General features: G+C 67.4%; 19 protein-coding genes. 10 read left to right on the forward strand and 9 right to left on the reverse strand.

All coding sequences use genetic code 11. The annotated features are described in order from the left end of the window. Nucleotides 1-45: 45 nt before the first annotated feature. Nucleotides 46-954 (forward strand): UDP-3-O-acyl-N-acetylglucosamine deacetylase, encoded by a 909-nt coding sequence (gene lpxC, locus ACFQZQ_RS07545; RefSeq protein ID WP_386812140.1) that lies wholly within the window; start codon nt 46-48, stop codon nt 952-954. Nucleotides 955-1,182: 228 nt separating this feature from the next. Here lpxC and ACFQZQ_RS07550 read toward each other — a convergent pair whose 3' ends face one another. Beyond that, the gene (locus tag ACFQZQ_RS07550) at nt 1,183-1,638 is read right to left on the reverse strand and encodes a DciA family protein (RefSeq protein WP_386812141.1); all 456 of its coding nucleotides are present in this window, start codon (nt 1,636-1,638) and stop codon (nt 1,183-1,185) included. Between ACFQZQ_RS07550 and ACFQZQ_RS07555 the strand changes: the two genes are divergently transcribed. From ACFQZQ_RS07555 to ACFQZQ_RS07565, 3 genes are all read left to right on the forward strand, one after another. Then, nucleotides 1,637-2,548 carry a peptidoglycan DD-metalloendopeptidase family protein gene (locus ACFQZQ_RS07555; RefSeq protein ID WP_386812142.1) on the forward strand — a complete coding sequence of 304 codons (912 nt, stop codon included), beginning with the start codon at nt 1,637-1,639 and terminating at the stop codon, nt 2,546-2,548. The two genes, ACFQZQ_RS07550 and ACFQZQ_RS07555, sit on opposite strands and share 2 nt — an antisense overlap. Before the next feature lie 576 nt (nt 2,549-3,124). Beyond that, complete coding sequence (gene secA, locus ACFQZQ_RS07560) at nt 3,125-5,860, forward strand: preprotein translocase subunit SecA (protein ID WP_386812143.1); 2,736 nt, start codon at nt 3,125-3,127, stop codon at nt 5,858-5,860. A 194-nt stretch (nt 5,861-6,054) separates the two neighbouring features. Continuing rightward, nucleotides 6,055-7,041: a Nudix family hydrolase gene (locus ACFQZQ_RS07565; protein WP_386812144.1), complete on the forward strand. Its 987-nt coding sequence runs from the start codon at nt 6,055-6,057 to the stop codon at nt 7,039-7,041. A gap of 269 nt (nt 7,042-7,310) precedes the next feature. On the opposite strand, the gene coaE is transcribed toward ACFQZQ_RS07565, so the two are convergent. The 7 genes from coaE to ACFQZQ_RS07600 form a co-directional block, all read right to left on the reverse strand. Further along, nucleotides 7,311-7,922 (reverse strand): dephospho-CoA kinase, encoded by a 612-nt coding sequence (gene coaE / locus ACFQZQ_RS07570; protein WP_386812145.1) that lies wholly within the window; start codon nt 7,920-7,922, stop codon nt 7,311-7,313. 110 nt (nt 7,923-8,032) lie between these two features. After that, nucleotides 8,033-8,896 carry a prepilin peptidase gene (locus ACFQZQ_RS07575; RefSeq protein WP_386812146.1) on the reverse strand — a complete coding sequence of 288 codons (864 nt, stop codon included), beginning with the start codon at nt 8,894-8,896 and terminating at the stop codon, nt 8,033-8,035. 3 nt (nt 8,897-8,899) lie between these two features. Further along, nucleotides 8,900-10,159: a type II secretion system F family protein gene (locus ACFQZQ_RS07580; RefSeq protein WP_386812147.1), complete on the reverse strand. Its 1,260-nt coding sequence runs from the start codon at nt 10,157-10,159 to the stop codon at nt 8,900-8,902. Nucleotides 10,160-10,162: 3 nt separating this feature from the next. Then, a complete protein-coding gene (pilB, locus tag ACFQZQ_RS07585) occupies nt 10,163-11,884 on the reverse strand; it encodes a type IV-A pilus assembly ATPase PilB (protein WP_386812148.1) in 1,722 nt (573 codons plus the stop codon). A gap of 197 nt (nt 11,885-12,081) precedes the next feature. Then, nucleotides 12,082-12,501 (reverse strand): pilin, encoded by a 420-nt coding sequence (locus ACFQZQ_RS07590; protein ID WP_386812149.1) that lies wholly within the window; start codon nt 12,499-12,501, stop codon nt 12,082-12,084. Nucleotides 12,502-13,068: 567 nt separating this feature from the next. After that, nucleotides 13,069-14,484 carry a sigma-54-dependent transcriptional regulator gene (locus tag ACFQZQ_RS07595; RefSeq protein WP_386812150.1) on the reverse strand — a complete coding sequence of 472 codons (1,416 nt, stop codon included), beginning with the start codon at nt 14,482-14,484 and terminating at the stop codon, nt 13,069-13,071. 183 nt (nt 14,485-14,667) lie between these two features. After that, nucleotides 14,668-16,287 (reverse strand): sensor histidine kinase, encoded by a 1,620-nt coding sequence (locus ACFQZQ_RS07600; RefSeq protein WP_386812151.1) that lies wholly within the window; start codon nt 16,285-16,287, stop codon nt 14,668-14,670. A gap of 213 nt (nt 16,288-16,500) precedes the next feature. On the opposite strand from ACFQZQ_RS07600, the gene sucC reads away from it, so the two are divergent. The 3 genes from sucC to ACFQZQ_RS07615 all read left to right on the forward strand — a co-directional run bounded on the left by sucC (nt 16,501) and on the right by ACFQZQ_RS07615 (nt 20,321). After that, the gene (sucC, locus tag ACFQZQ_RS07605) at nt 16,501-17,667 is read left to right on the forward strand and encodes an ADP-forming succinate--CoA ligase subunit beta (RefSeq protein WP_386812152.1); all 1,167 of its coding nucleotides are present in this window, start codon (nt 16,501-16,503) and stop codon (nt 17,665-17,667) included. A 15-nt stretch (nt 17,668-17,682) separates the two neighbouring features. Further along, nucleotides 17,683-18,558 carry a succinate--CoA ligase subunit alpha gene (sucD, locus tag ACFQZQ_RS07610; protein ID WP_386812153.1) on the forward strand — a complete coding sequence of 292 codons (876 nt, stop codon included), beginning with the start codon at nt 17,683-17,685 and terminating at the stop codon, nt 18,556-18,558. Nucleotides 18,559-18,674: 116 nt separating this feature from the next. Next, nucleotides 18,675-20,321 (forward strand): NAD+ synthase, encoded by a 1,647-nt coding sequence (locus tag ACFQZQ_RS07615; RefSeq protein ID WP_386812154.1) that lies wholly within the window; start codon nt 18,675-18,677, stop codon nt 20,319-20,321. A gap of 317 nt (nt 20,322-20,638) precedes the next feature. Here the strand turns inward: ACFQZQ_RS07615 and ACFQZQ_RS07620 are convergent, their stop codons facing one another. Then, nucleotides 20,639-21,535, reverse strand: coding sequence for an outer membrane protein assembly factor BamD (locus ACFQZQ_RS07620; RefSeq protein WP_386812155.1), 897 nt, complete (start codon nt 21,533-21,535; stop codon nt 20,639-20,641). 93 nt (nt 21,536-21,628) lie between these two features. On the opposite strand from ACFQZQ_RS07620, the gene rluD reads away from it, so the two are divergent. From rluD to ACFQZQ_RS07635, 3 genes are read left to right on the forward strand one after another with little or no spacing between them, the layout of a single operon-like run. After that, on the forward strand, nt 21,629-22,603 hold the full coding sequence (gene rluD, locus ACFQZQ_RS07625; RefSeq protein WP_386812156.1) for a 23S rRNA pseudouridine(1911/1915/1917) synthase RluD: 975 nt from the start codon (nt 21,629-21,631) through the stop codon (nt 22,601-22,603). 3 nt (nt 22,604-22,606) lie between these two features. Continuing rightward, nucleotides 22,607-23,380 carry a peptidoglycan editing factor PgeF gene (pgeF, locus tag ACFQZQ_RS07630; RefSeq protein WP_386812157.1) on the forward strand — a complete coding sequence of 258 codons (774 nt, stop codon included), beginning with the start codon at nt 22,607-22,609 and terminating at the stop codon, nt 23,378-23,380. Then, complete coding sequence (locus ACFQZQ_RS07635; protein ID WP_386812158.1) at nt 23,377-23,925, forward strand: DUF4166 domain-containing protein; 549 nt, start codon at nt 23,377-23,379, stop codon at nt 23,923-23,925. Before pgeF ends, ACFQZQ_RS07635 begins: the two co-directional genes overlap by 4 nt. The last annotated feature ends 120 nt before the right edge of the window (nt 23,926-24,045 follow it).

Here is a 24,045-nt window from a genome sequence, read left to right on the forward strand (position 1 = left end):
CCACACCACACGCGCCACCCACAACAAAGGCCTTCCCCCGAGCCGATGCTGCGCCAACGCACCCTCAAGAACGTGATCCGCGCCACCGGTGTGGGCCTGCACAGCGGCGAGAAAGTCTTCCTCGTCCTGCGCCCGGCCCCGGTCGATGCCGGCATCGTGTTCCGCCGTGTCGACCTCGACCCGGTGGTGGAGATCCCGGCGCGCGCCGAGCTGGTCACCGAGACCGTGCTGTGCACCGGCCTGAGCCGCGACGCCGGCAAGGTCATGACCGTCGAACACCTGCTCTCGGCCCTGGCCGGGCTGGGCGTCGACAACTGCTACATCGACCTGTCCGCGCCGGAAGTCCCGATCATGGACGGCTCGGCCGGCCCGTTCGTGTTCCTGCTGCAGTCGGCCGGTATCGCCGAGCAGGAGGCGCCCAAGCGCTTCATCCGCATCAAGCACCCGGTCGAGGTCCGCGACGGCGACAAGGTCGCCCGCTTCGAGCCGCACGACGGCTTCCGGATCGGGTTCACCGTCGAGTTCGATCACCCGGCGATTCCGGCGTCGCAGTCGCGGGTCGAGGTCGAGTTCTCGACCGCGGCCTATATAAAAGAGGTCAGCCGTGCCCGCACGTTCGGCTTCATGCGCGACCTGGAGTACATGCGCGAGCGCAACCTCGGCCTGGGCGGCTCGATGGACAACGCGATCGTGCTCGACGAGTTCCGGGTCCTGAACGACGACGGCCTGCGCTACGCGGACGAGTTCGTGCGCCACAAGATCCTGGACGCGGTCGGCGACCTGTACCTGGCCGGGCATCCGGTGATCGGCGCCTACGAGGGCTTCAAGTCCGGCCACGCGCTCAACAACAAGCTCGTGCGCGCCCTGCTGGCCGAGCGTTCGGCCTGGGAAGAGGTGACCTTCCCCGATGCCATTCCCGCGCCGATGGCCTACACCGCGACCGCGCCGATCTGACCTTTCCGGCCGCCTCCGGCGAGCCATCACGCTCGCCACACCCAGTCGACAGAGCAACGGTGCCCGGTGTCACAGACGTGAACACTGCGTGACGCCTTAACCATTTTTTAACGGGTTGTTTCCGAAAAGTTTCTTTGGCGTTAACAAATTCAAGGGTTTACGCCAGTAGCATGCCCCGACCCGACCGAAACGGTGGGCCGGCGCAGGGTGCGTCAGCCGCCATGAACGTCAGGCGGCGTCGTCCGGTCCAGATGGGTCGGAGTCCTTGAGGGACGCCAGGGCGGCTTGGAACGCTTGTTGTGCGGCCGCCGACATTGGTATCGGTTTACGGCTTGGCGGCGCTGCCGCGGCCACCGGCACGATCGTCGTTTTGACGACGAGTTCCACCGCATCAAGTCCGATGGATCGGGCCACGTCGAGCAGTTCCGGGGCCGCCAGTCGCAACTTGGCCTTCCATACCGGGGCGTCGACCAAGAACACGAGTCTGCGGTTTTCAAAGTTAGCCAGTCGCGCGTGCGCGGCGAGTGAAGACGGCAGGTGGGGACGTAAACGTCGGTCCAGCCCGTCGAGCCACAAGGCTCGCCGGATCGGGTCGCCAGCGGGTTCCGCGAGCAGCGCATCGAGCGCCGCGAGCGGGGACGAGGGGCGGCGCGGGGGGGATCGCGAACCAGACATGAGACCCATGACCTATCAAAACGTCGTAAACACCGCACGAGCCAGGCTCGCGTCGATTCTGCAGCAGGCCGGCCATCATGGCGCCCAGCGCCCCGGCTTGGCCATCGCCCTGGTGCTTGGCACCGGCCTGGCGATCGGCACGGGAGCCGGCATCGCCGGCACCGCCCACCTGCGCGCGCAGGTCAACCAGCAGCAGGCGCAGATCGAGGCCACCCGCCGCGAGGCGCAGCGCGAAGTGAACGCGCTGGCCGCGCGCCTGGGCGAGTTGCAGGCCGAGGCCAACCGGCTCAACGCCCTGGGCGAGCGCCTGACCCGCATCGGCCAGCTGCAGGACGGCGAGTTCGATTTCGACAAGCCAGTCGGCGTTGGTGGCGCCGGCCCGGTCGAGGACATGCCCAAGGCCGAACTCGGCGCCGGCATGACCAAGCTGCAGCGCCAGTTCGCCGCCTCAGGCGAGCAGCTGTCGGTGCTCGAGTCGCTGCTGTTCAACCGCCAGTTGGACATGAACGCTGTGCCGTCGCGCGAGCCGATCGCCAACAGCTACATCACCTCCGGCTTCGGTGGCCGCGCCGACCCGTTCAACGGCGGCCGCGCGAACCACAAGGGCATCGACTTTGAAGCCGACGTCGGCGATCCGGTGCTGGCCGTGGCCGACGGCGTGGTCAGCTACTCCGGCGTGCGTTCGGGCTACGGCAACGTGGTCGAGGTCGACCACGGCAACGGCTACGTGACCCGCTATGCGCACAACTCGCGGCTGACCCATGGCGTCGGCGCGCTGGTCCGCGCCGGCCAGGAAATCGCCAAGGCCGGCTCGACCGGTCGCTCGACCGGCGCGCACGTGCATTTCGAGGTGTGGGAGAACGGGCACGTGGTCAACCCGCGCCAGTTCCTCAACGAGAAGTCGCCGCTGAAGGGTTGATCCAACCCTGCAGGCAGCTTTCGCGCAACGGCGCGGCCCTTGGGTCGCGCCGTTGTCGTTTGTGGTCATCGCATGGCCCGAGGCCCCCTGTAGTGCCGAGCCCCGCTCGGCACGCCGCTCGCGCAGGGCAGGAGCGTGCCGAGCAGGCTCGGCACTACAAGGGCAAGCGGGTTACGGCTCTGCGCGGGCTTCGGGCGTTCGGCCATGCACCAGGGGATGCCTTGTGAGCACGTGGCCTCGTCCCGGCCCTGCGCGGCACAGTCGCTCCGGGCGTTCGGCTGTGCACAAGGCAATGCCTTGTAAGCGCGCTGGCTCGTCCCGGCCCTGCGCGGCACAGCCGCTCCGGGCGTTCGGCTGTGCACAAGGCAATGCCTTGTGAGCGCGCTGGCTCGTCCCGGCCCTGCGCGGCACACCCGCTCCGGGCGTTCGGCTGTGCACAAGGCAATGCCTTGTAAGCGCACAGCCTCACCCCCACGCTACAATGCGCGTTGCCAAAAAGGGCGCCCGGCGCCCTTTTTTATTGCGGGAAACGGCCGTGCCGCGTCCCCGACTTCCCGACTCCATTCCGGTATCGAAATGCTCAACAGCTTGCTCACCCGCGTTTTCGGCAGCCGCAACGATCGCCTGCTGCGCCAACTCCAGCGTTCCGTGACCAGGATCAACGCCCTCGAGGCGGAGATGGAGAAGCTGTCCGACGCGCAGCTGCAGGCCAAGACGCCCGAGTTCCAGCAGCGCATCGCCGCCGGCGAGACCCTCGACAAGCTGCTGCCCGAGGCGTTCGCGGTCTGCCGCGAGGCGTCCAAGCGCGTGCTCGGCATGCGCCACTACGACGTGCAGCTGATCGGCGGCATGGTGTTGCACCTGGGCAAGATCGCCGAGATGCGCACCGGCGAGGGCAAGACCCTGGTCGGCACGCTGCCGGTATACCTCAACGCGCTCGAAGGCAAGGGCGTGCACGTGGTCACCGTCAACGACTATCTCGCGCGCCGCGACTCGGCGTGGATGGGCAAGCTGTACAGCTGGCTCGGCCTGAGCGTGAGCGTGGTGTACCCCGGCATGCCGCACGCCGACAAGCACGCGGCCTATGCCGCGGACATCACCTACGCGACCAACAACGAGATCGGCTTCGACTACCTGCGCGACAACATGGCGCTGGCCAAGGAAGACCGGTTCCAGCGCGGCCTGAACTACGCGATCATCGACGAGGTCGACTCGATCCTGATCGACGAGGCGCGCACGCCGCTGATCATCTCCGGCCCGGCCGACGAGTCGCCGGAGCTGTACATCAAGGTCAACCGCATCGTCCCGCAACTGGTCCGCCAGGAAACCGAGGACGCCGACGGCGACTTCTTCGTCGACGAAAAGGGCAAGCAGGTGCACCTGTCCGAAGCCGGCCAGGAACACGCCGAGGCGCTGCTGCGCGCAGCCGGCATCCTGCAAGGCGAGGAGGACAGCCTGTACGGCGCCAACAACCTCAGCGTCGTGCACCACTTGAACGCGGCGATGCGAGCGCACGCGATCTACCAGCGCGACGTCGACTACATCGTGCGCGACGGCGAGGTGGTGATCGTCGACGAGTTCACCGGCCGCACCCTGGCCGGGCGCCGCTGGTCCGACGGCCTGCATCAGGCGGTCGAGGCCAAGGAAGGGGTGCCGGTGCAGCGCGAGAACCAGACGCTGGCGTCGATCACCTTCCAGAACCTGTTCCGCATGTACGGCAAGCTGGCCGGCATGACCGGCACCGCCGACACCGAGGCCTACGAGTTCCAGAGCATTTACGGCCTGGAAGTGATCGTGATCCCGACCCACCGGCCGATGGTGCGCAAGGACAGCGCCGACCACGTGTTCCTCAACCGCGCCGGCAAGTACCGCGCGGTGATCGGCGAGATCAAGGACGCGCACGCGCGTCAGCAGCCGGTGCTGGTCGGCACCACCTCGATCGAGGTGTCGGAGATGCTCAGCGCGCAGCTGCGCGAAGCCGGCATCCACCACGAGGTGCTCAACGCCAAGCAGCACGAACGCGAGGCGACCATCGTCGCCCAGGCCGGCCGCCCGGCGGCGGTCACCATCGCCACCAACATGGCCGGCCGCGGCACCGACATCGTGCTCGGCGGCTCGCTGGAAACCGAACTGGCCGAGTTGGAAGCGGCCAACGGCACCGAGGTCGACGAGGTCACCAAGGCCCGCCTGAAGTCCGAATGGCAGGCGCGCCACGACGCGGTCAAGGCCGCCGGCGGCCTGCACATCGTCGGCACCGAGCGCCACGAAAGCCGCCGCATCGACAACCAGCTGCGTGGCCGAGCCGGCCGCCAGGGCGACCCGGGTTCGTCGCGCTTCTACCTGTCGCTCGAAGACAACCTGATGCGCATCTTCGCCGCCGACTGGGTGCAGCGCGTCATGGCGCGCATGGGCCTGAAGGAAGACGACATCATCGAGAGCCCGCTGGTGACCAAGCAGATCGCCAACGCGCAGCGCAAGGTCGAGGCCCACAACTTCGACATCCGCAAGAACCTGCTCGACTTCGACGACGTCAACAACGACCAGCGCAAGGTGATCTACAGCCAGCGCGACGAGCTGCTCGAGGCCGAGAGCGTGCAGGACAACGTCGACGGCATCCGCGAGGACGTGGTCGCCGACATCGTCGCGCGCTACGTGCCGCTCAATTCGGTCGACGAACAGTGGGACCTGCCGGGCTTGGAGGCGACCATCGCCGAGGAGTTCGGGGTGCAGGTTTCGCTGGTGGAGTTCGCCAAGCAGCACGACGAACTGGACGCCGAAGGCGTCGCCGCGCGCGTGATAGAGGCGGTCAACCAGCACTTCGCGCAGCGCGAGGAGCAGCTCGGCGCCGAGACGATGCGCATGCTCGAGAAGCACATCATGCTCAACGTGCTGGACCAGAACTGGAAGGAGCACCTGGCGCGCATGGACTACCTGCGCCAGGGCATCCACCTGCGCGGCTACGCCCAGAAGCAGCCGAAGCAGGAGTACAAGAAGGAAGCGTTCGAGCTGTTCAGCGACATGCTGGAAAAGGTCAAGCGCGAAGTGGTGACGCTGCTGGCGCGCGTGCGCATCCGCAACGAGGAAGAGATCGCGGCGATGGAAGCCGAGGAACGCCGCCAGGCCGAGGCGCAGGCGCTGCAGATGCAGTTCCAGCACCCGGACATGGGTGGCTTCGGCGCCGACGAGGAAGCGGCGCAGGCGCAGGCGGTGCTCGCCGGCGGCAGCGACGCGTTCGCCAACGTCGGCCGCAACGACCCGTGCCCGTGCGGCAGCGGCAAGAAGTACAAGCACTGCCATGGGCAGCTGGCCTGAGATGTTGCCCCCTCTCCCGCTTGCGGGAGAGGACTGGGGTGAGGGCTCGCGACAGTGGCCAGCCGCGCAGGCCGGGGTTTCGACGTGGTCAAATTGCCGCGGCCCATGCGGCGGAGCCTCCGCTTTGCAGGCGCCTTTTCACCGCTATGCTCCCCGTAGGCGCTGCGGCGGAACAGATAGTCGTGGCCCCGTCCATGCCTGACGATCGCAGCACCCGCGTCGTCGAAGTCGTGGCCGGCGTGATCCGCGACCCGCGCGGCCGCGTGCTGCTGGCGCGCCGCACCGAAGGCCGCGACCTGGCCGGCCTGTGGGAATTTCCCGGCGGCAAGCACGAGCCGGGCGAAGCGCCCGAAGCAGCGCTCGCCCGCGAGCTGCACGAAGAACTCGGCATCGACATCGAAGTCGGCGCGGCCCTGATCAACGTCCCGCAAACCTATCCCGACAAGCGCTTGCGACTGGACGTGCGCCTGGTCGAGCGCTGGCAGGGCGTCGTCCGCGGCCGCGAAGGCCAGGCGCTGGTCTGGGTGCCGCCGCACAAGCTGCCGCGCTACGCGATGCCGCCCGCCGATCGCCCGGTGGTGGCGGCGTTGCTGCAACCCGATCGCTACCTGGTTACGCCTGAGCCCGCGCTCCGCGGCGACCCAGTCGCGGGGGGCGCGATCGACGAGGCCGGCTGGCTGGCGGCGCTGGATCGCGCGCTGGCCGCGGGCGTTCGGCGCGTGCAGCTGCGCGCGCCCGCGCTCGATCCGGCGCGCTGGCAGCCGCTGGCCGCGCGTGCGGCGGCCGCATGCCGTGCCGCTGGCGCGCAGGTGCTGGTCAACGGCGACGTCGAGCTCGCCCAGGCCTTGGGTGTCGGCTTGCACCTGCGCGCAGCGCAGCTGGACGGGCTGACCGACCGCCCGGTGCCGGCCGACGTGCCGCTCGCGGCTTCGTGCCACGGGGTCGACGAACTGCGCAGGGCGGAAAGCCTGGGCTGCGATTTCGCGGTGGTCGGCAACGTCCAGCCGACCCCGAGCCACCCGGGTCGCGTGCCCCTGGGTTGGCGCGCGTTTGCCGCGTTGCGCGAAGCGGTCTCGCTGCCGATCTACGCGATCGGTGGGCTGGGCCCTGGCGACCTGGACGAGGCGCGCCGGCATGGCGCGCAGGGGATCGCCGCGATCCGCGGATTGTGGCCGACGTAGAAGCCCGTTTCGTGGCACGTGCAGATGCGCAGTGCAGTTTCTTTGGCCCGCCTTGCTTGTCGCAGAAGCGAAAGCAAATCCTCCGCAGCCCTCCTTTTCCAAAGGAGGGAGCTCGGGAAGCGGCGTGCACCGCTTGTGAGTTCGGGCGCACAGCCCTGGATGGGCCGTGGCGACAAGCAAGTGCCCAAGCCTTCCCCTTTGAAAAAGGGGGGGAGCGGAATTTGCCCTTGCTTCGATTGCAAGCCAGCCGGCAACCCAGCCGGGCACTGCTAGGAAAGCGCGAGCGCCTTGTAGCGCCGATCCAGCATCAGCACGTGCCGGTCTAGTGCCGCCAGCGGTCCGTCGTTGACGAGCACGTCGTCGGCGATCGCCAGTCGTTCGCCGCGCGATGCCTGCGCCGCGATCATGCGCTCGGCCAGCGCCGCATCGATGCCGTCGCGCTGGACCAGCCGGGCACGCTGCAGCTGGGCCGGTACGTCGATCACCAGCACGCGTTGCAGCCACGGGTAGCTGGACCGTCCGCCACCCTCGGCCAGCAACGGGATTGCCGCGATCGCGTAGGCGCCGGGCGCGGCGGCGCATGCGGCTTGCAGGGCAGCCCGCACCAACGGATGGATGATCGCTTCGAGTTTCTGCCGGGCAGGCGCATCGTCGAACACATGCCGGCGCATCGCCGCGCGGTCCAGGCTGCCGTCGTCGGCCAGCATGTCCGCGCCGAATGCCGCGACCACGGCTGCCAGGCCGGGCGAACCGGGCGCAATCGCGTCCCGCGCGGCGAGGTCCGCATCGGCGACGACGATGCCCAGTGCCTCGAAGCGGCGTGTGACCTCGCTCTTGCCCGATGCCACGCCGCCGGTGATGCCAACGATGAAGTCCGTCATGGCCGCAGCTTCTCAGGCAACACTTTGGCAACGGCGTTTCGCGGGTCGTCAACCATCACTGGAACCCCTTGCCGTCCCGAACGCAGCGACCTGCGACGACGGCGCGCCGCTTACCCCAGGCCGGAAACACGCATGTAGGTCGCGATCAGCGGCTCGCCCCAGAAGAACACCACCCAGCCGGCGATCGCCAGGTACGGGCCGAACGGGATCGGGGTCGCCTTGTCGCGGCCTTTTGCGGCCAGCCAGATCGAGCCGATGATGGCACCGACCAGCGACGACAGCAGGATCGTCGGCAGGATGCCCTTCAGTCCGACCCACGCACCGATCGCGGCCAGCAACTTGAAGTCGCCGTGGCCCATCCCTTCCTTGCCGGTGAGCTGCTTGAACACCCACCACACCGACCACAGGCTCAGGTAACCGGCGACCGCGCCGAGCAGTGCCGGCTTCACCGGCATGTACAGGCTGTCGGCGGCCGCGATCAAGCCCAGCCACATCAATGGCAGTGTCAGCTGGTCGGGCAGCAATTGCGTGCGCAGGTCGATCCCCGACAGCGTGATCAGGAAGCCGCTGAACACCATCGCGCCGAAGCCTTGCCAGCCGAAGCCGAAACGCCATACGCAGGCCACCATCAGCACCATGGTCAGCAGTTCGATGAGCGGGTACTGCGCCGAGATCGGCGCCTGGCAGTGACGGCAGCGGCCGCGCAACGCCAGCCAGCTGAGCACCGGGATGTTCTCGTACCAGCTCAGTTGGTGCTTGCAGTGCGGGCAGTGCGAACGCTCGACCACGATGCCCGGCGGCGGCGGGTCGTAGGTCTCCGGCTCGCCGAGCATCTCGCGGCTGTCGCGCTGCCACTGCCATTCCAGCCGCCGCGGCAGGCGCAGCACCACGACGTTGAAGAAACTGCCCAGCAACAGCCCGAACCCGGCCGCAAGGGGATACCCGAGGGCCGGGTTCTGGTCGAGGAATGCCATGGATCAGCCGACCACCGCGCCGAGTTTGAAGATCGGCAGATACATGCCAATCACCATGCCGCCCACTACCACGCCCAGGAATACCATGATCATCGGCTCCAGCAGGCTGGCCAATGCGTCGACCGCGTTGTTGACCTCCTGCTCGTAGAACTCGGCGACTTTGAACAGCATGGTGTCGAGTGCGCCGGCTTCTTCACCGATCGCGGTCATTTGCACCACCATGTGCGGGAACAGGTTAACCTGTTTCATTGCCATGTTGACCGAGTAGCCCACTGAGACATCGTCGCGGATACGGTTGACTGCGTCTTCGTAGACGGCGTTGCCGGTGGCGCCGGCAACAGTTTCCAATGCCTCGACAAGCGGCACGCCGGCTTTGAATGTCACGCCCAACGTGCGAGCAAATCTCGCGATCGCCGAGTTGTGCATGATCTGACCTATGACCGGTACCTTGAGGATCATCCGATCAAGGAAGTGCTGGAACGCCAGCGAGCGGTTCTTGGCCATTATGAATATGGCCACCATCCCCACGATCGCGATTGCGATCGCCCACCACCAGCCGACCATGAAGTCGCTCAAGTTGATAAGCATCTGGGTGAAAGCGGGCAGGTCTGCGCCGAAACCTTGGAACACCTGCTCAAACTGCGGCACTACGAAGATCAGCAGGATCGAACTGACGATCAGCGCGACCGCGACCACCATCGCCGGGTAAAACATCGCCTTCTTGATCTTGCCTTTCAGCGCTTCGATGTTTTCCTTGTACGTCGCCACCGTATCGAGCACGGTTTCGAGCACGCCTGCCGACTCGCCCGACTTGACCAGGTTGCGATACAGCTCGTCGAACTGGACTGGATGCTTGCTGAGCGCCTCGTATAAAGACGAGCCGCTTTCGATTTCTGCGCGCACGCCGTTTACCAGCGCCGACATCCGCGGGTTCTTGCTGCCGTTGGCGATGATCTCCATCGATGTCACGATAGGCACGCCGGCTTTCATCATCGTCGCCAGTTGGCGGCTGAATATGGCGATGTCAAGTGGACTGATTTTTTTCCCCGCAGCGCCGCCAAACAAGGGCTTGCCCTTGGCCTTGACCACCTTGGGTGTGATGCCTTGGCGGCGCAGTTCGGCGCGCAGTGCATTGGCGTTCTTGGCCTGCTGTTCGCCCTTCATCACCTTGCCACGCTTGTCGGTGCCTTCCCAGACAAAAATGGCGAGCGGATCAGGTCGGCGGACAACGGCGGGCTTGCGGGTGGTGCGGGTAGCGGACATGGGTTAGTCCTTGGTTACGCGGTTGATTTCGGCCAGGCTGGTCACGCCATTCATGGCCTTAATAAGGGCGGAGCGGCGCAGGTCTGCAATGCCTGACCTGCGTGCAGCATCGGCAATCTGCATGGCGTTGCCGCCTTCGAGGACGATGGCCTGGATCTCGTCGCTCATCGGCATCACCTGGTAAATGCCGGTGCGGCCCTTGTAGCCCTCGGTGCATTCGGGGCAGCCGACGGCTTCGTAGAGTTTGAAGCCCGTGGCTACTTCCGCGGCGCTGAAACCTTCCGCCAAGAGCGCGTGCTCGGGCAAATGGACCTCGCGCTTGCAGTCATGCAGGCGGCGCGCGAGGCGCTGGGCGATCACCAACGTCACCGATGAAGTGATGTTGAATGGGGCCACCCCCATGTTCATTAGGCGCGCGATAGTCTGCGGGGCATCGTTGGTGTGCAGGGTCGATAACACCATGTGGCCCGTCTGCGCGGCCTTGATCGCGATCTCGGCCGTTTCCAAGTCGCGGATTTCGCCGACCATGATGACGTCCGGATCCTGGCGCAGAAAACTGCGCAGCGCCGCGGCGAACGTCATGCCGCGCTTTACGTTCATCTGTACCTGGTTGATGCCCGGAACGCGAATCTCGACGGGATCCTCGACCGTAGAGATGTTGCGCTCGTCGTTATTAAGGATGTTGAGGCCCGTATATAGCGACACTGTCTTGCCCGAACCGGTCGGGCCGGTGACCAGCACCATGCCGTAGGGCTTGGCCAGCGCTTCCTCGTATAGTTTGCGCTGGTTGTCCTCGTAGCCGAGCTTGTCGATACCGAGCTTGGCGGCGCTAGCATCCAGGATGCGCAGCACCACCTTCTCACCGAACAGGGTCGGCAGGGTGCTCATGCGGAAGTCGATCTGCTTGGTCTTGGACAGGTTGAGCTTCATGCGGCCGTCCTGCGGCACGCGCTTCTCGGCGATGTCCAGTTGCGCCATCACCTTGAGGCGGGCGGAGATTCGCGCCTGCAGGCTGGGCGGAACCTTGGCCACCTGCTTGAGCAGACCGTCGATGCGCAGGCGCACCCGGTATTCAGTCTCATAGGGCTCGAAATGGATGTCCGAGGCGCCGCGGCGGATCGCGTCGACTAACACCTTGTTGACGAACTTCACCACCGGGGTGTCGTCGGTCTTGGCGTCGATCCCCGTGTCGGTGGTCAGCTCGGGCTCGTTGCTGACGTCCAGGCTATCCATGCCTTCTTCATCACCCGCAGCTTCAGAGAGCGCATCGCTGGACTCCAGCCACTGCTCGATGGTGCGCTGCAGCTTGTCCTCGTCGACCAGGATCGTCTCCACAACCAGATTGGTCTGGAACTTGATCTCGTCGATCGCGGCGGCATTGGTCGGATCGGAGATGCCTAGAAACAAGCGGTTGCCGCGCTTGAACAGCGGCAGGACGTTGTGCTTGCGCACCAGCGCTTCGCTGACGATCTTGATCGCGGACTGGGCCGGGTCCATGGCGGTCACGTCGAGTAGTGGTACGCCGAACTCAATTGAGTTGGCAGCCGCCATTTGCGCTGAGCTGACCAGCCGGTGTTCGGCGAGATGCTGGGCAATGGGCTTTCGCTCGGCGATTGCGGCCTCCAGAGCGTTACGCGCGGCATGTTCGTCGAGCGCGCCGTCCAGCACCAAACGCCGGGCGATGCCGGTGATGCCAACCAAGTTAGCCGTGGCGACGGTACTCATAATGAACCTCAGTATTTCCCCAAGCCGACTGTACCGCAAAGTCTGCGACACGCGAGGCGATGACGAGCACGTTTGCGTGCATCTGACGGCACTTATCGGACCTGAGGCGGCTCACAAAAAAGCCCCGGCTGGCGCCGGGGCTTAGGTATCTCAGGCAGGCGTCAAATGAAACCGCCCCCATTGTTTGGCGCAAACAATTAGACGCGGCACTCGGCCGGGCGGTACTTGGCCTGCAACGTTCCGGTCAAGCAGGTCCAGGTGACGTTGGTGGCCGGAGGCGTACCAACAACCAGCGCCGGAGCCGGGGTGAAGATAATGGTGCCGCCGCCCGCGCGAGCGGTGGTGGTCAGGGTGACGATGCCAGTGGCGCCGATTGCAACACTCGCCGTGTTGTTCGTTGCGGTCGGCGGAACGTAGCCGCTGGCGAAAGCGTTGCCATTGGCGGCGTTCTCGACGACGCTGACCTTGGCAGCGGACACAAGGCCCATGCCTTCTGCGACGCGGGCGCGGACGGTGTAGTCCTGATAGGCCGGCAGCGCGATCGCGGCCAGGATCGCGATGATCGCGACGACGATCATCAGTTCGATGAGGGTGAAACCTTGCTGGTTGTTCTTCATGGTGTATCCCCTAGGAGGTTAGTGAACTTCACGTGCCTGCAGGTCCGGCGTCCCCGGTCCATCGGCTTGCCGTGCGTGCTGCACGTGCACCAGAAGCATACGCACAACCCATGCCAACTCCCATATTCGGCGAATAAATATTCCAAAGTGACAGGCCGATCACGATTGCGGTTTGGCATGAAACTTCGAAGTTGACGTGTAGCGTCACTATTTTTGTCCGAGTGACGTTGTCCGTCAGTCTGGCGGCTAGGTATGAAAATGGCTGCAGCAATCCGCAATAGCAGCATAGAACCGGCGATCAAGTCTGCCGCGGCTCGCCACCTGAATGTCGAACATGCCGTATCTCACCATCCAGCCAGCGCTCGCAAGCGGCGCTGGGACCGAATCGATCGACGTGTGGCGGGTGCTACATGCGCATCGGGAGATCCCAGGCTTTTCCCGGGTGAGCGTTGAGCAAATGGACACGCCGGGACGCCCCTTGGGCACGATCGCACCCCAGTCAGGAGTAGGCGAGACGCTCAAGAGCGCCCTCTAGCTTTCTCATGTGAACATGAAGGGGGAACCCCTTCAATCGATCCCGAGCTTCTTCAGCTTGTAGCGCAGCGCCCGGAAGGTGATGCCCAGCGCCGCCGCGGTGCGGGTCTTGTTGTAGCGGTTTTCCTGCAGGGCGTGCTGGATCGCGGCGCGCTCGATTTCCGAGATGTACGACGGCAGCGCGCTGGTGGCGGTGTCGCGCGGGTCGAGGGTGCGCGGGTCGATACCGGCGGCCGGGCTGATCGAAGCCTGCGGCGCGCCATGCGATGCGGTGGCCGGGGTGGCGGCGGGACCTGCGGCCTTGGGCAGGGCCAGGTCGCTGGCCTCGATGCAGTCGCCTTCGGCCATCGCCAGCGAGCGTTCGAGGATGTTCTCCAGTTCGCGCACGTTGCCGGGGAACGGGTAGGCCTGCAGCGCCTCCAGGGCGTCGTCGCAGAGCTTGGGCTCGGCGCGGCCCTGGGTGCCGGCGAGGCGGCTGAGGACGTTCGCGGACAGGCCAGGCAGGTCCTCGAGGCGCTCGCGCAGCGGCGGCACGCGCAGTTCGATGACGTTGATGCGGTAGTAGAGGTCGTGGCGGAAGCGGCCGTCCTCGACCAGCGCGGCCAGGTTCTTGTGGGTGGCCGAGAGGATCCGCACGTCGACCACGGCTTCGTTGTTGGCGCCGACCGCGCGGATCGATTTTTCCTGGATCGCGCGCAGCAGCTTGACCTGCATCGGCAGCGGCAGCTCGGCGACCTCGTCGAGGAACAAGGTGCCGCCGTCGGCCGCCTGGAACAGGCCGGGCTTGTCGGCGTGGGCGCCGGTGAAACTGCCTTTCTTGTGGCCGAAGAACTCGCTTTCCATCAGCTCGGCCGGGATCGCGCCGCAGTTGACGGGCACGAACGGGCCGGCGGCGCGGCCGCTTTCGGCGTGGATGGTGCGGGCGACCAGTTCCTTGCCGACCCCGGACTCGCCGGCGATGTACACCGGCGCCTGGCTGCGCGCGACCTTGGCGATGGTGGCGCGCAGCGAGGTCATCGCCGAGGAGTCGCCGTACAGGCGGGTGGCGACCGAGCCGGGCGGGGTGGTGCGGCGCTTCTCGTGCAGTTCCAGCGCGTGGCGGACCAGGTCGCGCAGCACCGCCAGGTCGACCGGTTTGGCGACGAAATCGAAGGCGCCGGCCTTCAACGCCTCGACCGCGGCCTCGACGTTGCCGAACGCGGTGATCATCGCGACCGGGGTATTGGGGAATTTCTGTGTGATCTCGGCGATGACCTCCAGGCCGGAGCCATCGGGCAGCCGCATGTCGGTCAGGCACAGGTCGTAGCGGTTGCGCGCCAGCTGGCTGTGCGCCTCGCCGACGGTGGAGGCGGTATCGCAACGCAGGCCCATGCGGCCCAGGGTCATGACCAGCAACTCGCGGATATCGCGCTCGTCGTCGACCACCAATGCACTACGGGTTTCAGTCATACGGGCACGATAGCCGATGCGATCGGTCGGGGCCAAGCAGGCGGTGTTCGGGCGGGGCGGGAGCGTGGCGGAAGAACAAAGCAGGATCCCCCTTGACCCCTCCTCTTGCAAAGGGGGAAACCATCCACCCCGGGGCGCTCATCTACCTCCGTACGCAGGACTAGAGGTAGGGCTGGGCGCGCCTCAGCCCGCCCGCATCCCGTTCGCGTCCGGCAGGCGGATGCGGAAGCAGCCGCCGCCGGCCGGCGAGGCCACGTAGTCGAGGGTGGCCTGGTTGGCACGGCACAGCTCGCGGGCGATATACAGGCCCAGCCCGGTGCCGTGCGGCGAGGTGGTGAAGAACGGTCGGAACAGCCGCGAGGCGACCGCTTCCGGGATCCCGGGGCCGCGATCGAGCACCTCGACCATCGGCGCGCCATAGGCATCGGACTGCACGTGCACGCTGACCCGGGCCGGCTCGCCGGGCATGCGGCCGTAGCTGAGTGCGTTGCTGACCAGCACCGTCAGCACCTGGTGCAGCTGGTGCGGGTCGGCCAGCGCCACCAGCTGGGTCGGGGTACCGGTCGCGCGCAGGGTGTCGTTGTCGAGCGGGTGGATGTTGAGGTAGTCCTCGACGAAGTGGCGGGTAAAGCCCACCAGCTCGACCTGCTCGGGCTTGGCCGGCTCGCGCCGGGCCAGCCCCAGCACGTTCTCGACGATGCCGTTCATGCGCTGGCACTGCTGGTGGACGATCTGCAGCAGGCGGCGGTCGGAGAACGGGATGTCCTGGGATTCTTCCAGCAGCTGCACGGCGTAGCTGATCGCCGCCAGCGGGTTGCGGATCTCGTGCGCGAGGCTGGCCGAGAACCGCCCCAACGTGGCCAGGGTGATCGATTCGGCGCGGCGCGACAGCAGCGAGGTGTCGTCGAGGAAGATCAGCGCCTGGTCGCTGCCGGCCAGCAGGCGGGTGAAGGCGGGCACGATCTCCGGCAGGTCCGGCGCCAGCAGCAGCGGGGTGTCGTCGGCCTGGCCGTCGCTGCGCCACTGCGCCAGACGCCGCGCGAGTTCGGGCATGGCGACGGCGAGGTCGCGGTGGCCGTGCTCGGCGCCGTCGTCGACCTCGCCGAGCAGCAGCGTCGCCGCTTCGTTCGCCAGCCGCAGCCGGCCCTGGCCGTCGACCAGCAGCACGCCGGTGCGCAGGCGGCGGATGATCAGCTCGTTGACCTCGGCCAGGTGCGCGGCCTGCGCGCCGTGACGCGCGGCCAGCTCGTAGCTGGCGCGCATCTGCCGGCCCAGCGCGCTCATCAGGGTGGCGATGGCGATGTAGCCGATCGCGAACATCACCGGTTCGGCGCGCGAACGGCCGCTGCCGTCGTCGAACACCTCGCTCCAGGCGTACTCGCCAACCAGCGCCAGCGCCGCCACGATCGCGGTGCCGATGCCCAGCCGCGGCGGCAGCAGCAGCGCGGCCGCGCCGACGTTGAACATCAGCATCAATGCGATCCCGGTGCCGGCGGCGGGGGTGGCGTGCATCGCCAGCACGCCGAAGAACAGGTCGCTGGCGATGCCGGCCAGGGCGACGTTGCGCGGGTCGCCGCCGCGGCCGCTGGCGAACAGCAGCATCGCGATGAAGAAGTAGGCGATCGCCAGCGAGCGGGCGAACAGTTCGTGGCGCGGCTCGTCGAGGAAACCGGCCAGTGGCCCGAACAGCGCCAGCACCAGCAGCGCCGCTTCCAGGATCCGGTAGAGGTTGAAGAGGCGAAGCTCGCGGCGGACCACGCGGTCGGCCTCGGCGACGTCGATGGCGGCGATCTCTAGCGGCAAGCGGGCGTCCTGCGCGGCGGGCTGGCGCGAGTATAGGCACGTTCACGCCCTGGGCCCTGCGGCGAAGCGGCGGCTTGCGCCTCGCCCCGCACGGCCGCGGCGGCTCCGCGTTTTGCCCGCGCCGCCGCGATGGGCGACAATGCGGCCCCCTCGCGCCATGGCCTTTTCATGGGCAACCCGGCGCGGGTCGTCTTCCACTCCCCTCGGTGACGCATGAATTTTCACGAATACCAGGCAAAGCAGCTCTTTGCCGACTACGGCATTGCGGTGCCCAAGGGCGTCATCGCCCGCACGCCCGACGAGGCCGTCGCGGCGGCCAAGACCATTCCCGGCGACCTGTGGGTGGTCAAGGCCCAGATCCACGCCGGTGGCCGTGGCAAGGCCGGTGGCGTCAAGCTGGCCAAGTCGTTCGACGAGGTGAAGCAGTACACCGCCGCGATGCTGGGCACGCGGATGGCGACCTACCAGACCGCCGGCGTGCAGCTGCCGATCGACGCGGTGTTGGTGTGCGAAGGCACCGACATCGCCAAGGAGCTGTACCTGTCGGTGCTGGTGGACCGCTCGACCAAGTCGATCACGTTCATCGCCTCGGCCGAAGGCGGCATGGACATCGAGCAGGTCGCCGCCGAGAAGCCCGAGGCGATCCACACGCTCAACGTCAACTACGTGCAGGGCCTGCAGGCGTTCGAATGCCGCAACCTGGGCTTCGCGCTGGGCCTCAACGCCAAGCAGGTCGGCCAGCTGACCAAGATCATGCTCGGCCTGTACAAGCTGTTCATGGAGAAGGACCTAGCGCTGGTCGAGCTGAACCCGCTGGCGATCCTCACCAACGGCGACTTGGCCGTGCTCGACGGCAAGGTTGATTCCGACGACAACGCCTCGTTCCGCCATCCGGAGCTGGTGGCGATGCGCGACATCCGCCAGGAAGACGAGACTGAGGTGCTGGCCAGCCAGCACGACCTCAATTACGTCACCATGGACGGCAACATCGGCTGCATGGTCAACGGTGCCGGCCTGGCGATGGCGACCATGGACGTGATCTCGCTGGAAGGCGGTTCGCCCGCGAACTTCCTCGACGTCGGCGGCGGCGCCACCAAGGCGCGCGTGACCGAGGCGTTCAAGCTGATCCTCAGCTCGGACAAGGTCAAGGCGATCTTCGTCAATATCTTCGGCGGCATCGTCCGCTGCGACATGATCGCCGAGGGCATCATCGCCGCGGTCAAGGAAGTCGACGTCAAGGTGCCGGTGATCGTGCGCCTGGAAGGCACGAATGTTGAGGCCGGCAAGGAGCTGCTGAAGAACTCCGGACTGGCGATCACCGCGGCCGACGACATCAACGACGGCGCCAAGAAAGCGGTTGCTGCCGCCGCCGGCAAGTAAGGACAGGACGAACCCATGAGCGTTTTGATCAACAAGAACACCAAGGTGATCGTCCAGGGCTTCACCGGCTCGCAGGGCACCTTCCACGCCGAGCAGATGCTCGACTACGGCACCAAGGTCGTCGGCGGCGTGACCCCGGGCAAGGGCGGCACCGTCCACCTCGGCCTGCCGGTGTTCAACACCGTGGCCGATGCGGTTGCCGAGACCGGCGCCGATGCCTCGGTGATCTACGTGCCGCCGCCGTTCGCGGCCGACGCGATCCTCGAGGCCGCCGACGCTGGCATCAAGGTCATCGTCTGCATCACCGAGGGCATCCCGGTGCTGGACATGCTGCGCGTCAAGAACGTGCTCAACGGCTTCGACGACGTCGTGCTGGTCGGCCCGAACTGCCCGGGCGTGATCACGCCGGGCGAGTGCAAGATCGGCATCATGCCGGGCCACATCCACCTGCCGGGCAAGATCGGGATCGTCTCGCGCTCGGGCACGCTGACCTACGAAGCGGTCAAGCAGACCACCGACGTCGGCCTGGGCCAGTCCACCTGTATTGGTATTGGCGGCGACCCGATCAACGGCACCAACTTCATCGACGCGCTGAAGTGGTTCCAGGACGACCCGCAGACCGAGGGCATCATCATGGTCGGCGAGATCGGTGGTTCGGCCGAGGAAGAAGCGGCGGAGTTCATCAGCCAGTACGTGACCAAGCCGGTCGTGGGCTTCATCGCCGGCGCTTCGGCGCCGAAGGGCAAGCGCATGGGCCACGCCGGTGCGATCGCCTCGGGCGGTTCGGGTACGGCCGAGGGCAAGTTCGCGGCGATGGAAGCGGCTGGCGTCACCACGGTGAAGTCGCCGGGCGACCTCGGCGCGGCGATCGCGAAGCGGCTCGCGAAGTAAGCTAGCGCCGCAGGCAATACCCCCGGAAGGGCCGCCTTGTGCGGCCCTTCTTGTTTCTCCCAGGCGGAGCCGCCTCGTGCGGCTGCTCTGAGTTCTTCTTCGACGACGAGAAGTGCATGACCCTTTGCATCGCCCTAGCCCAGTTCGATTTCCCAGTGGGTGCCGTGCAGGCCAACGCCGAACGCATCGCGGCGCTGATCGTGCAGGCGCGCGACGAGCACGGGGCCGACGTGGTGCTGTTCCCCGAACTCGCACTGTCCGGTTACCCGCCAGAGGACCTGCTGGTCCGTCCGGGCTTCCTCGCCGACTGTGAAGCGGCGCTGCACGCCATCGCCGTGGACGTGGCTGGAATCGTGGCGGTGGTCGGCTGGCCGCAGAGCGCCGGCGCGGTGGTCTACAACGCCGCCAGCGTGCTGCGCGACGGCCGCGTCGCGCAGACCTACCGCAAGCGCGAGTTGCCGAACTACGCGGTATTCGACGAGCGCCGCTACTTCGACGTCGACCCCGATCGCGATGACTGCGTGTTCGAGGTCAACGGCGTGCAGGTGGGCCTGATCATCTGCGAGGACCTCTGGTTCGCCGAGCCGCTGGCCAGCACCGCGGCGGCGGGCGCCCAGCTGGTGCTGGTGCCGAACGCCTCGCCGTACGAACGCGACAAGCACGCCCAGCGCGACGCCCTGCTGGCGCAGCGCGTGCAGGAAACCTTGGTCGATGGCCGCGGAGTCGCGCTGGCTTACCTCAACGTTGTCGGCGGGCAGGACGCGCTGGTGTTCGATGGCGCCTCGGTGCTCGCCGACGGCGATGGCCGCGTGCATCCGGCGGCGAAGGCGTTCGAGGACCATTGGTTGGTCGCCGATTTCGATGCCGAAGCGCGCGTGTTCACGCCGGTCCTGTGGCCGGCCGAGGATGACGAAAGCCGCGACAGCCTGGCCTGGCGCGCGATCGTGCGCGGCACCCGCGACTACTGCCGCAAGAACGGCTTCGAGAAAGTCTGGCTCGGTCTGTCGGGTGGCATCGACTCGTCGCTGGTGCTGGCAGTCGCGGTTGATGCGCTGGGCGCCGAGAACGTCACCGCGGTGCGGATGCCGTCGCGCTACACCGCGGACCTGTCTAACGACTTGGCCGCGCAGCAATGCGCGACCCAGGGCGTGCGCTTGCTGACGTTGCCGATCGAAAAGCCATTCCAGGGCTACCTCGATGCGCTCGCGGAAACTTTCGCCGGCCAGGCCGTTGATACCACCGAGGAAAACCTGCAGTCGCGCACCCGCGGCGCGCTGCTGATGGCGCTAAGCAACAAGTTCGGCGGCCTGCTGCTGACCACCGGCAACAAGAGCGAGTACGCGGTCGGCTACGCGACCATCTACGGCGACATGTGCGGCGGCTACGCGCCGATCAAGGACCTGTACAAGACCGAGGTGTTCGCGCTGGCGCGCTGGCGCAACGCGATGGCCGGCGAGCCGATCATCCCGGTCGCGGTGATCGAACGGCCGCCGTCGGCGGAGTTGCGCGACAACCAGAAGGACCAGGATTCGCTGCCGCCGTACGACGTGCTCGACGCGATCCTCCTGCGCCACGTTGACCAGGAGCAGTCACGCGACGAGATCGTCAAGGCCGGCTTCGATCCGGCGACCGTGGACCAGGTGCTGAGGCTCGTGCGAATCAGCGAGTGGAAGCGCCACCAGGCCGCGCCGGGGCCGAAAGTGTCGCGGCGGGCGTTCGGCCGCGAGCGTCGATACCCGATCAGCAACGGCTACAAGGCGTAGGCAGGCCCGCGATGGAATGGCTGATCGGAACGGCGGTGCTGGTGGCGGCTTTGTGGGCCATCATCCGCGCGTCGCGCGCAAGCGCCCGCCAACAGCCCAGTCGCGATTCCTCCGTAGGGGCCGCCGACAGGCCGTCCGGGACCATGGGCGATTGCAGCGACTGGAGCCGTGGCGACAGCGGCTGCGCGGCGGATTCCGATGGGGGTTGCGGTGATGGCGGCGGCGACTAGTCCGGAAATGCCTCCGGGCGAGTTCTGCGGCTGAAACAAAAAACGCCGCCCGAGGGCGGCGTTTCTACTGGGAAGTGCGACGACGACTTAATCGTTGTCCAGCGCCGACTTCTCGCCCGCGAACGGGTTGAGCTTGCGCCAGTTGCTCGGGTAGTCGGGCCAGTTGCCGGCCAGGTACGGGTGGTTCGGCTCGTTCTGCTGCAGCACGCGCTTGGCGTCGGCGGCCAGGGTCTCGTTGCCGAGCGCGGCGTAGGCGGCGGCCATCGTTGCGACGGCGTCGTTCTGGTGCTCGCTCTGCGGGTAGGTCTCCAGCAGGTACTTGGCGCGGTCGGCCGCGGCCACGTTCGCGCCGCGGCGCAGGTAGTACAGCGCGGTTTCGAGCTCATGGCGGGCGAACATGTTGCGCAGCGCGATCATGCGGTTGCGCGCATCGGCGGCGTAGCGGCTGTTCGGGTAACGCTCGGCGACGATCGAGAAGTCGTTGTACGCCTGGGTCGGCGTGGCCAGGTCGCGGCGGCTGGCATCCAGGCGCCAGGCCTTCTGCAGGAACACCGTGTCGCGGCTCGAGTTCGACAGGCCACGCAGGTAGTACATGTACGAGGTGTTGCGGTGGGTAGGGTAGGTGCGGATGAAGCGGTCGATGCTGCTGATCGCGTCCTCGTGCTTGCCGGCTTTGTACTGGGCGTACGCGGTCTCGACCAGCGCCTGCTCGGTGTAGGGGCCGTACGGGTACTGCGCGACCAGGCGCTTGAAGCTGGTCTCGGCGGCCGACCAGTTGCCGTTGGTCATCGAGCGGTGGGCCTTGGCGTAGATCTGCTCGACCGGCTGGCCTTCGTCCGCGTCCTTGTCCTTGAACATCTTGCCGAAGCGGGCGCAGCCGCTGCCGGCGACGACGATGACCAGCAGCAGGGCCAGCAAACGCGCGTGCGCGGGGAGGTTCGCGGGGGTGTTCCGGGGGCGCAGCGAGGCGAAACGGTGGGTCATGGCAGGGTTCGACGGGCGCCAGGGGCACGAAGCGCCGATAATAGCAGTCCCGGTGCTGTCGCCCCCCTTAATGAACTGGCTCCTGCCTCCCTGATGAACGACACCGTGATCCCCCTCCAAGCCATCGTCCCGGATTCCAGTGCCGGCCGCCGTTTCGATGCGGTACTGGCCGAGCTGTTCCCGGACTACTCGCGCTCGCGGCTGTCGGCGTGGATCAAATCCGGCGACGCTCTGCTCGACGGCCACGTCGCCCGCCCGCGCGACCCGGTGCGCGGCGGCGAGACGCTGACGCTGAGCGTGGTTCTCGACATCCAGACCCACTCCGAGCCCGAGGACATCCCGCTGCACGTGCTGTACGAGGATGCGCACGTGTTCGTCATCGACAAGCCTGCCGGGCTGGTGGTGCACCCGGGCGCCGGCAACCCGGCCGGGACCCTGGTCAACGCGCTGCTGCACCGCGACCCGGCGTTGAACGCGCTGCCGCGCGCCGGCATCGTCCACCGCCTCGACAAGGACACCTCCGGGGTGATGGTGGTGGCGCGCACGTTGCCGGCGCACACCGCGCTGGTCGAGCAACTGTCCTCGCGCGAAGTCCACCGCCAGTACCTGGCGGTGGTGGTCGGCGCGCTGGTATCCGGCGGCACCGCCAACCTGCCGATCGACCGCCACCCGCGCGACCGCATCCGCATGGCGGTGCGCGAAGACGGCCGCGACGCGGTCACCCACTACCGCCTGCGTGAGCGCTTCCGCGCGCACACGCTGCTCGAATGCCGGCTCGAGACCGGCCGCACCCACCAGATCCGCGTGCACATGGCGCACCTCAAGCACCCGATCGTCGGCGATCCGATGTACGGCGGCCCGCTCAAGCTGCCCAAGGGCGCGACCACCGAACTGGTCGAGGCGCTGCGCGGCTTCAAGCGCCAGGCGCTGCACGCCGAGACGCTGGAGTTCGCGCACCCGGTCACCGGCGAGCCGGTGCGCTGCACCGCCGCGGTGCCGGCCGACATGCTGCAACTGGTCGCCACGCTGCGTGCCGACAGCCAGGCCGCGGCCGAGAAGGCGCGCTAGGCGATGACGACGGCGTGGCTGGATGCGGACTGGCCGGCGCCTGCGTCGGTGCGCGCGTTCACCACGCTGCGGCACGGCCTCGGCGAATCGGCGGCGCCGTTCGACCACTTCAACCTGGGCAACCGCTACGCGGCCAGCGGCGACGATCCGGACACGGTCGAACACAACCGCGCGTTGCTCGTGGAACACGCGCGGTTGCCGGGGATGCCGCATTGGTTGCGGCAGGTGCATGGGGTGGCGGTCGAGAGATTCGACGGGATGGCCAGTTCGCACGAGCCAGAAGCCGACGCCAGCGTCACTTCGACGCCAGGCAGCGTGCTCGCGATCCTCACCGCCGACTGTCTGCCGGTGCTGCTGTGCGCCGACGACGGCAGCGAAGTCGCGGCAGCGCATGCGGGCTGGCGCGGCCTCGCCGCCGGCGTGCTCGAAGCAACCGTCGCGGCGATGCGCACGCCTCCGTCGCGCGTGCTCGCCTGGCTCGGTCCGGCCGCCGGCCCGCAGCGTTACGAAGTCGGGGTCGAGGTCTTCGATGCGTTCGTCGCGCGCGACTGGAGCGCCGCCAGCGCCTTCGTCAGCACCCGACCGCACCACTGGCGCGTCGACCTGTACGCGCTCGCGCGCCGCCGCCTGATCGCTGCCGGCTTGTCCGACGCGCACATCCACGGCGGTGGCCTGTGCACGATCTCCGACCCGCAACGCTTCTACTCGCACCGCCGCGACCAGCGCACCGGGCGCATGGCGTCGCTGGTGTGGATCGAGCCGGCCCAACGGGCGTGAAATCGACGCCGGCCGACGCGAACCCGCCGACGCTCTATCGGCAGTTGCTCGGCGCGCAGTTCGACACGCTTGCGCCGGGCCTGCAGGCGCTGCATGCGCGCCACGGACGCCACCGCTACCACGGCAAGGTCGAAGTCGACCGCGGCCGCGGCCTGCTCGCGTGGCTATGCGCCGCGGCCACCGGGCTGCCGCGCGCGGGCCGTGGCCCGATCAAGGTCGAGATCGTCGCCGGGGCCGGGTGCGAGCGCTGGACGCGGGTGTTCGCCGCACGCGCGATGCGTTCGCGGCTGTGGGCACGCGACGGCCTGCTGTGCGAACGGCTGGGGCTGGTCACGTTCGGCTTCCGCTTGCAGGTCGTGGACGGCGCGATCACCTGGCAGGTCGAGCGCGTGCGCGCGTTGGGCGTGCCGCTGCCGACGCGCTGGTTCGCGCGCATCCGCGCCCGCGAATACGTGAGTCACGGCCGCTACCACTTCGATGTCGCCGCGGCAGTGCCGCTGGCCGGCCTGCTGGTGCACTACCATGGCTGGCTCGACGAGGCCTGAAACCACGCTTTCCGACGTCGATGGCGCTAGCGCCCAATCACACTTCGACGTCGCCTGAACGACCGTCGTGCGAGGCTTGAATCGTCCGGTGCCAACCGCATCTTCGAAGCATCGCGGCCG

This window comes from Lysobacter koreensis, from assembly GCF_042677045.1.
Taxonomy (GTDB): Bacteria; Pseudomonadota; Gammaproteobacteria; order Xanthomonadales; family Xanthomonadaceae; genus Lysobacter_K; species Lysobacter_K koreensis.

Coding starts and splice junctions, on each gene's coding strand:
- lpxC (WP_386812140.1), top strand. CDS start 46: ATGCTGCGCCAACGCACCCTCAAGAACGTGATCCGCGCCACCGGTGTG.
- ACFQZQ_RS07555 (WP_386812142.1), top strand. CDS start 1,637: ATGACCTATCAAAACGTCGTAAACACCGCACGAGCCAGGCTCGCGTCG.
- ACFQZQ_RS07550 (WP_386812141.1), bottom strand. CDS start 1,638: ATGGGTCTCATGTCTGGTTCGCGATCCCCCCCGCGCCGCCCCTCGTCC.
- secA (WP_386812143.1), top strand. CDS start 3,125: ATGCTCAACAGCTTGCTCACCCGCGTTTTCGGCAGCCGCAACGATCGC.
- ACFQZQ_RS07565 (WP_386812144.1), top strand. CDS start 6,055: ATGCCTGACGATCGCAGCACCCGCGTCGTCGAAGTCGTGGCCGGCGTG.
- coaE (WP_386812145.1), bottom strand. CDS start 7,922: ATGACGGACTTCATCGTTGGCATCACCGGCGGCGTGGCATCGGGCAAG.
- ACFQZQ_RS07575 (WP_386812146.1), bottom strand. CDS start 8,896: ATGGCATTCCTCGACCAGAACCCGGCCCTCGGGTATCCCCTTGCGGCC.
- ACFQZQ_RS07580 (WP_386812147.1), bottom strand. CDS start 10,159: ATGTCCGCTACCCGCACCACCCGCAAGCCCGCCGTTGTCCGCCGACCT.
- pilB (WP_386812148.1), bottom strand. CDS start 11,884: ATGAGTACCGTCGCCACGGCTAACTTGGTTGGCATCACCGGCATCGCC.
- ACFQZQ_RS07590 (WP_386812149.1), bottom strand. CDS start 12,501: ATGAAGAACAACCAGCAAGGTTTCACCCTCATCGAACTGATGATCGTC.
- ACFQZQ_RS07595 (WP_386812150.1), bottom strand. CDS start 14,484: ATGACTGAAACCCGTAGTGCATTGGTGGTCGACGACGAGCGCGATATC.
- sucC (WP_386812152.1), top strand. CDS start 16,501: ATGAATTTTCACGAATACCAGGCAAAGCAGCTCTTTGCCGACTACGGC.
- sucD (WP_386812153.1), top strand. CDS start 17,683: ATGAGCGTTTTGATCAACAAGAACACCAAGGTGATCGTCCAGGGCTTC.
- ACFQZQ_RS07615 (WP_386812154.1), top strand. CDS start 18,675: ATGACCCTTTGCATCGCCCTAGCCCAGTTCGATTTCCCAGTGGGTGCC.
- ACFQZQ_RS07620 (WP_386812155.1), bottom strand. CDS start 21,535: ATGACCCACCGTTTCGCCTCGCTGCGCCCCCGGAACACCCCCGCGAAC.
- rluD (WP_386812156.1), top strand. CDS start 21,629: ATGAACGACACCGTGATCCCCCTCCAAGCCATCGTCCCGGATTCCAGT.
- pgeF (WP_386812157.1), top strand. CDS start 22,607: ATGACGACGGCGTGGCTGGATGCGGACTGGCCGGCGCCTGCGTCGGTG.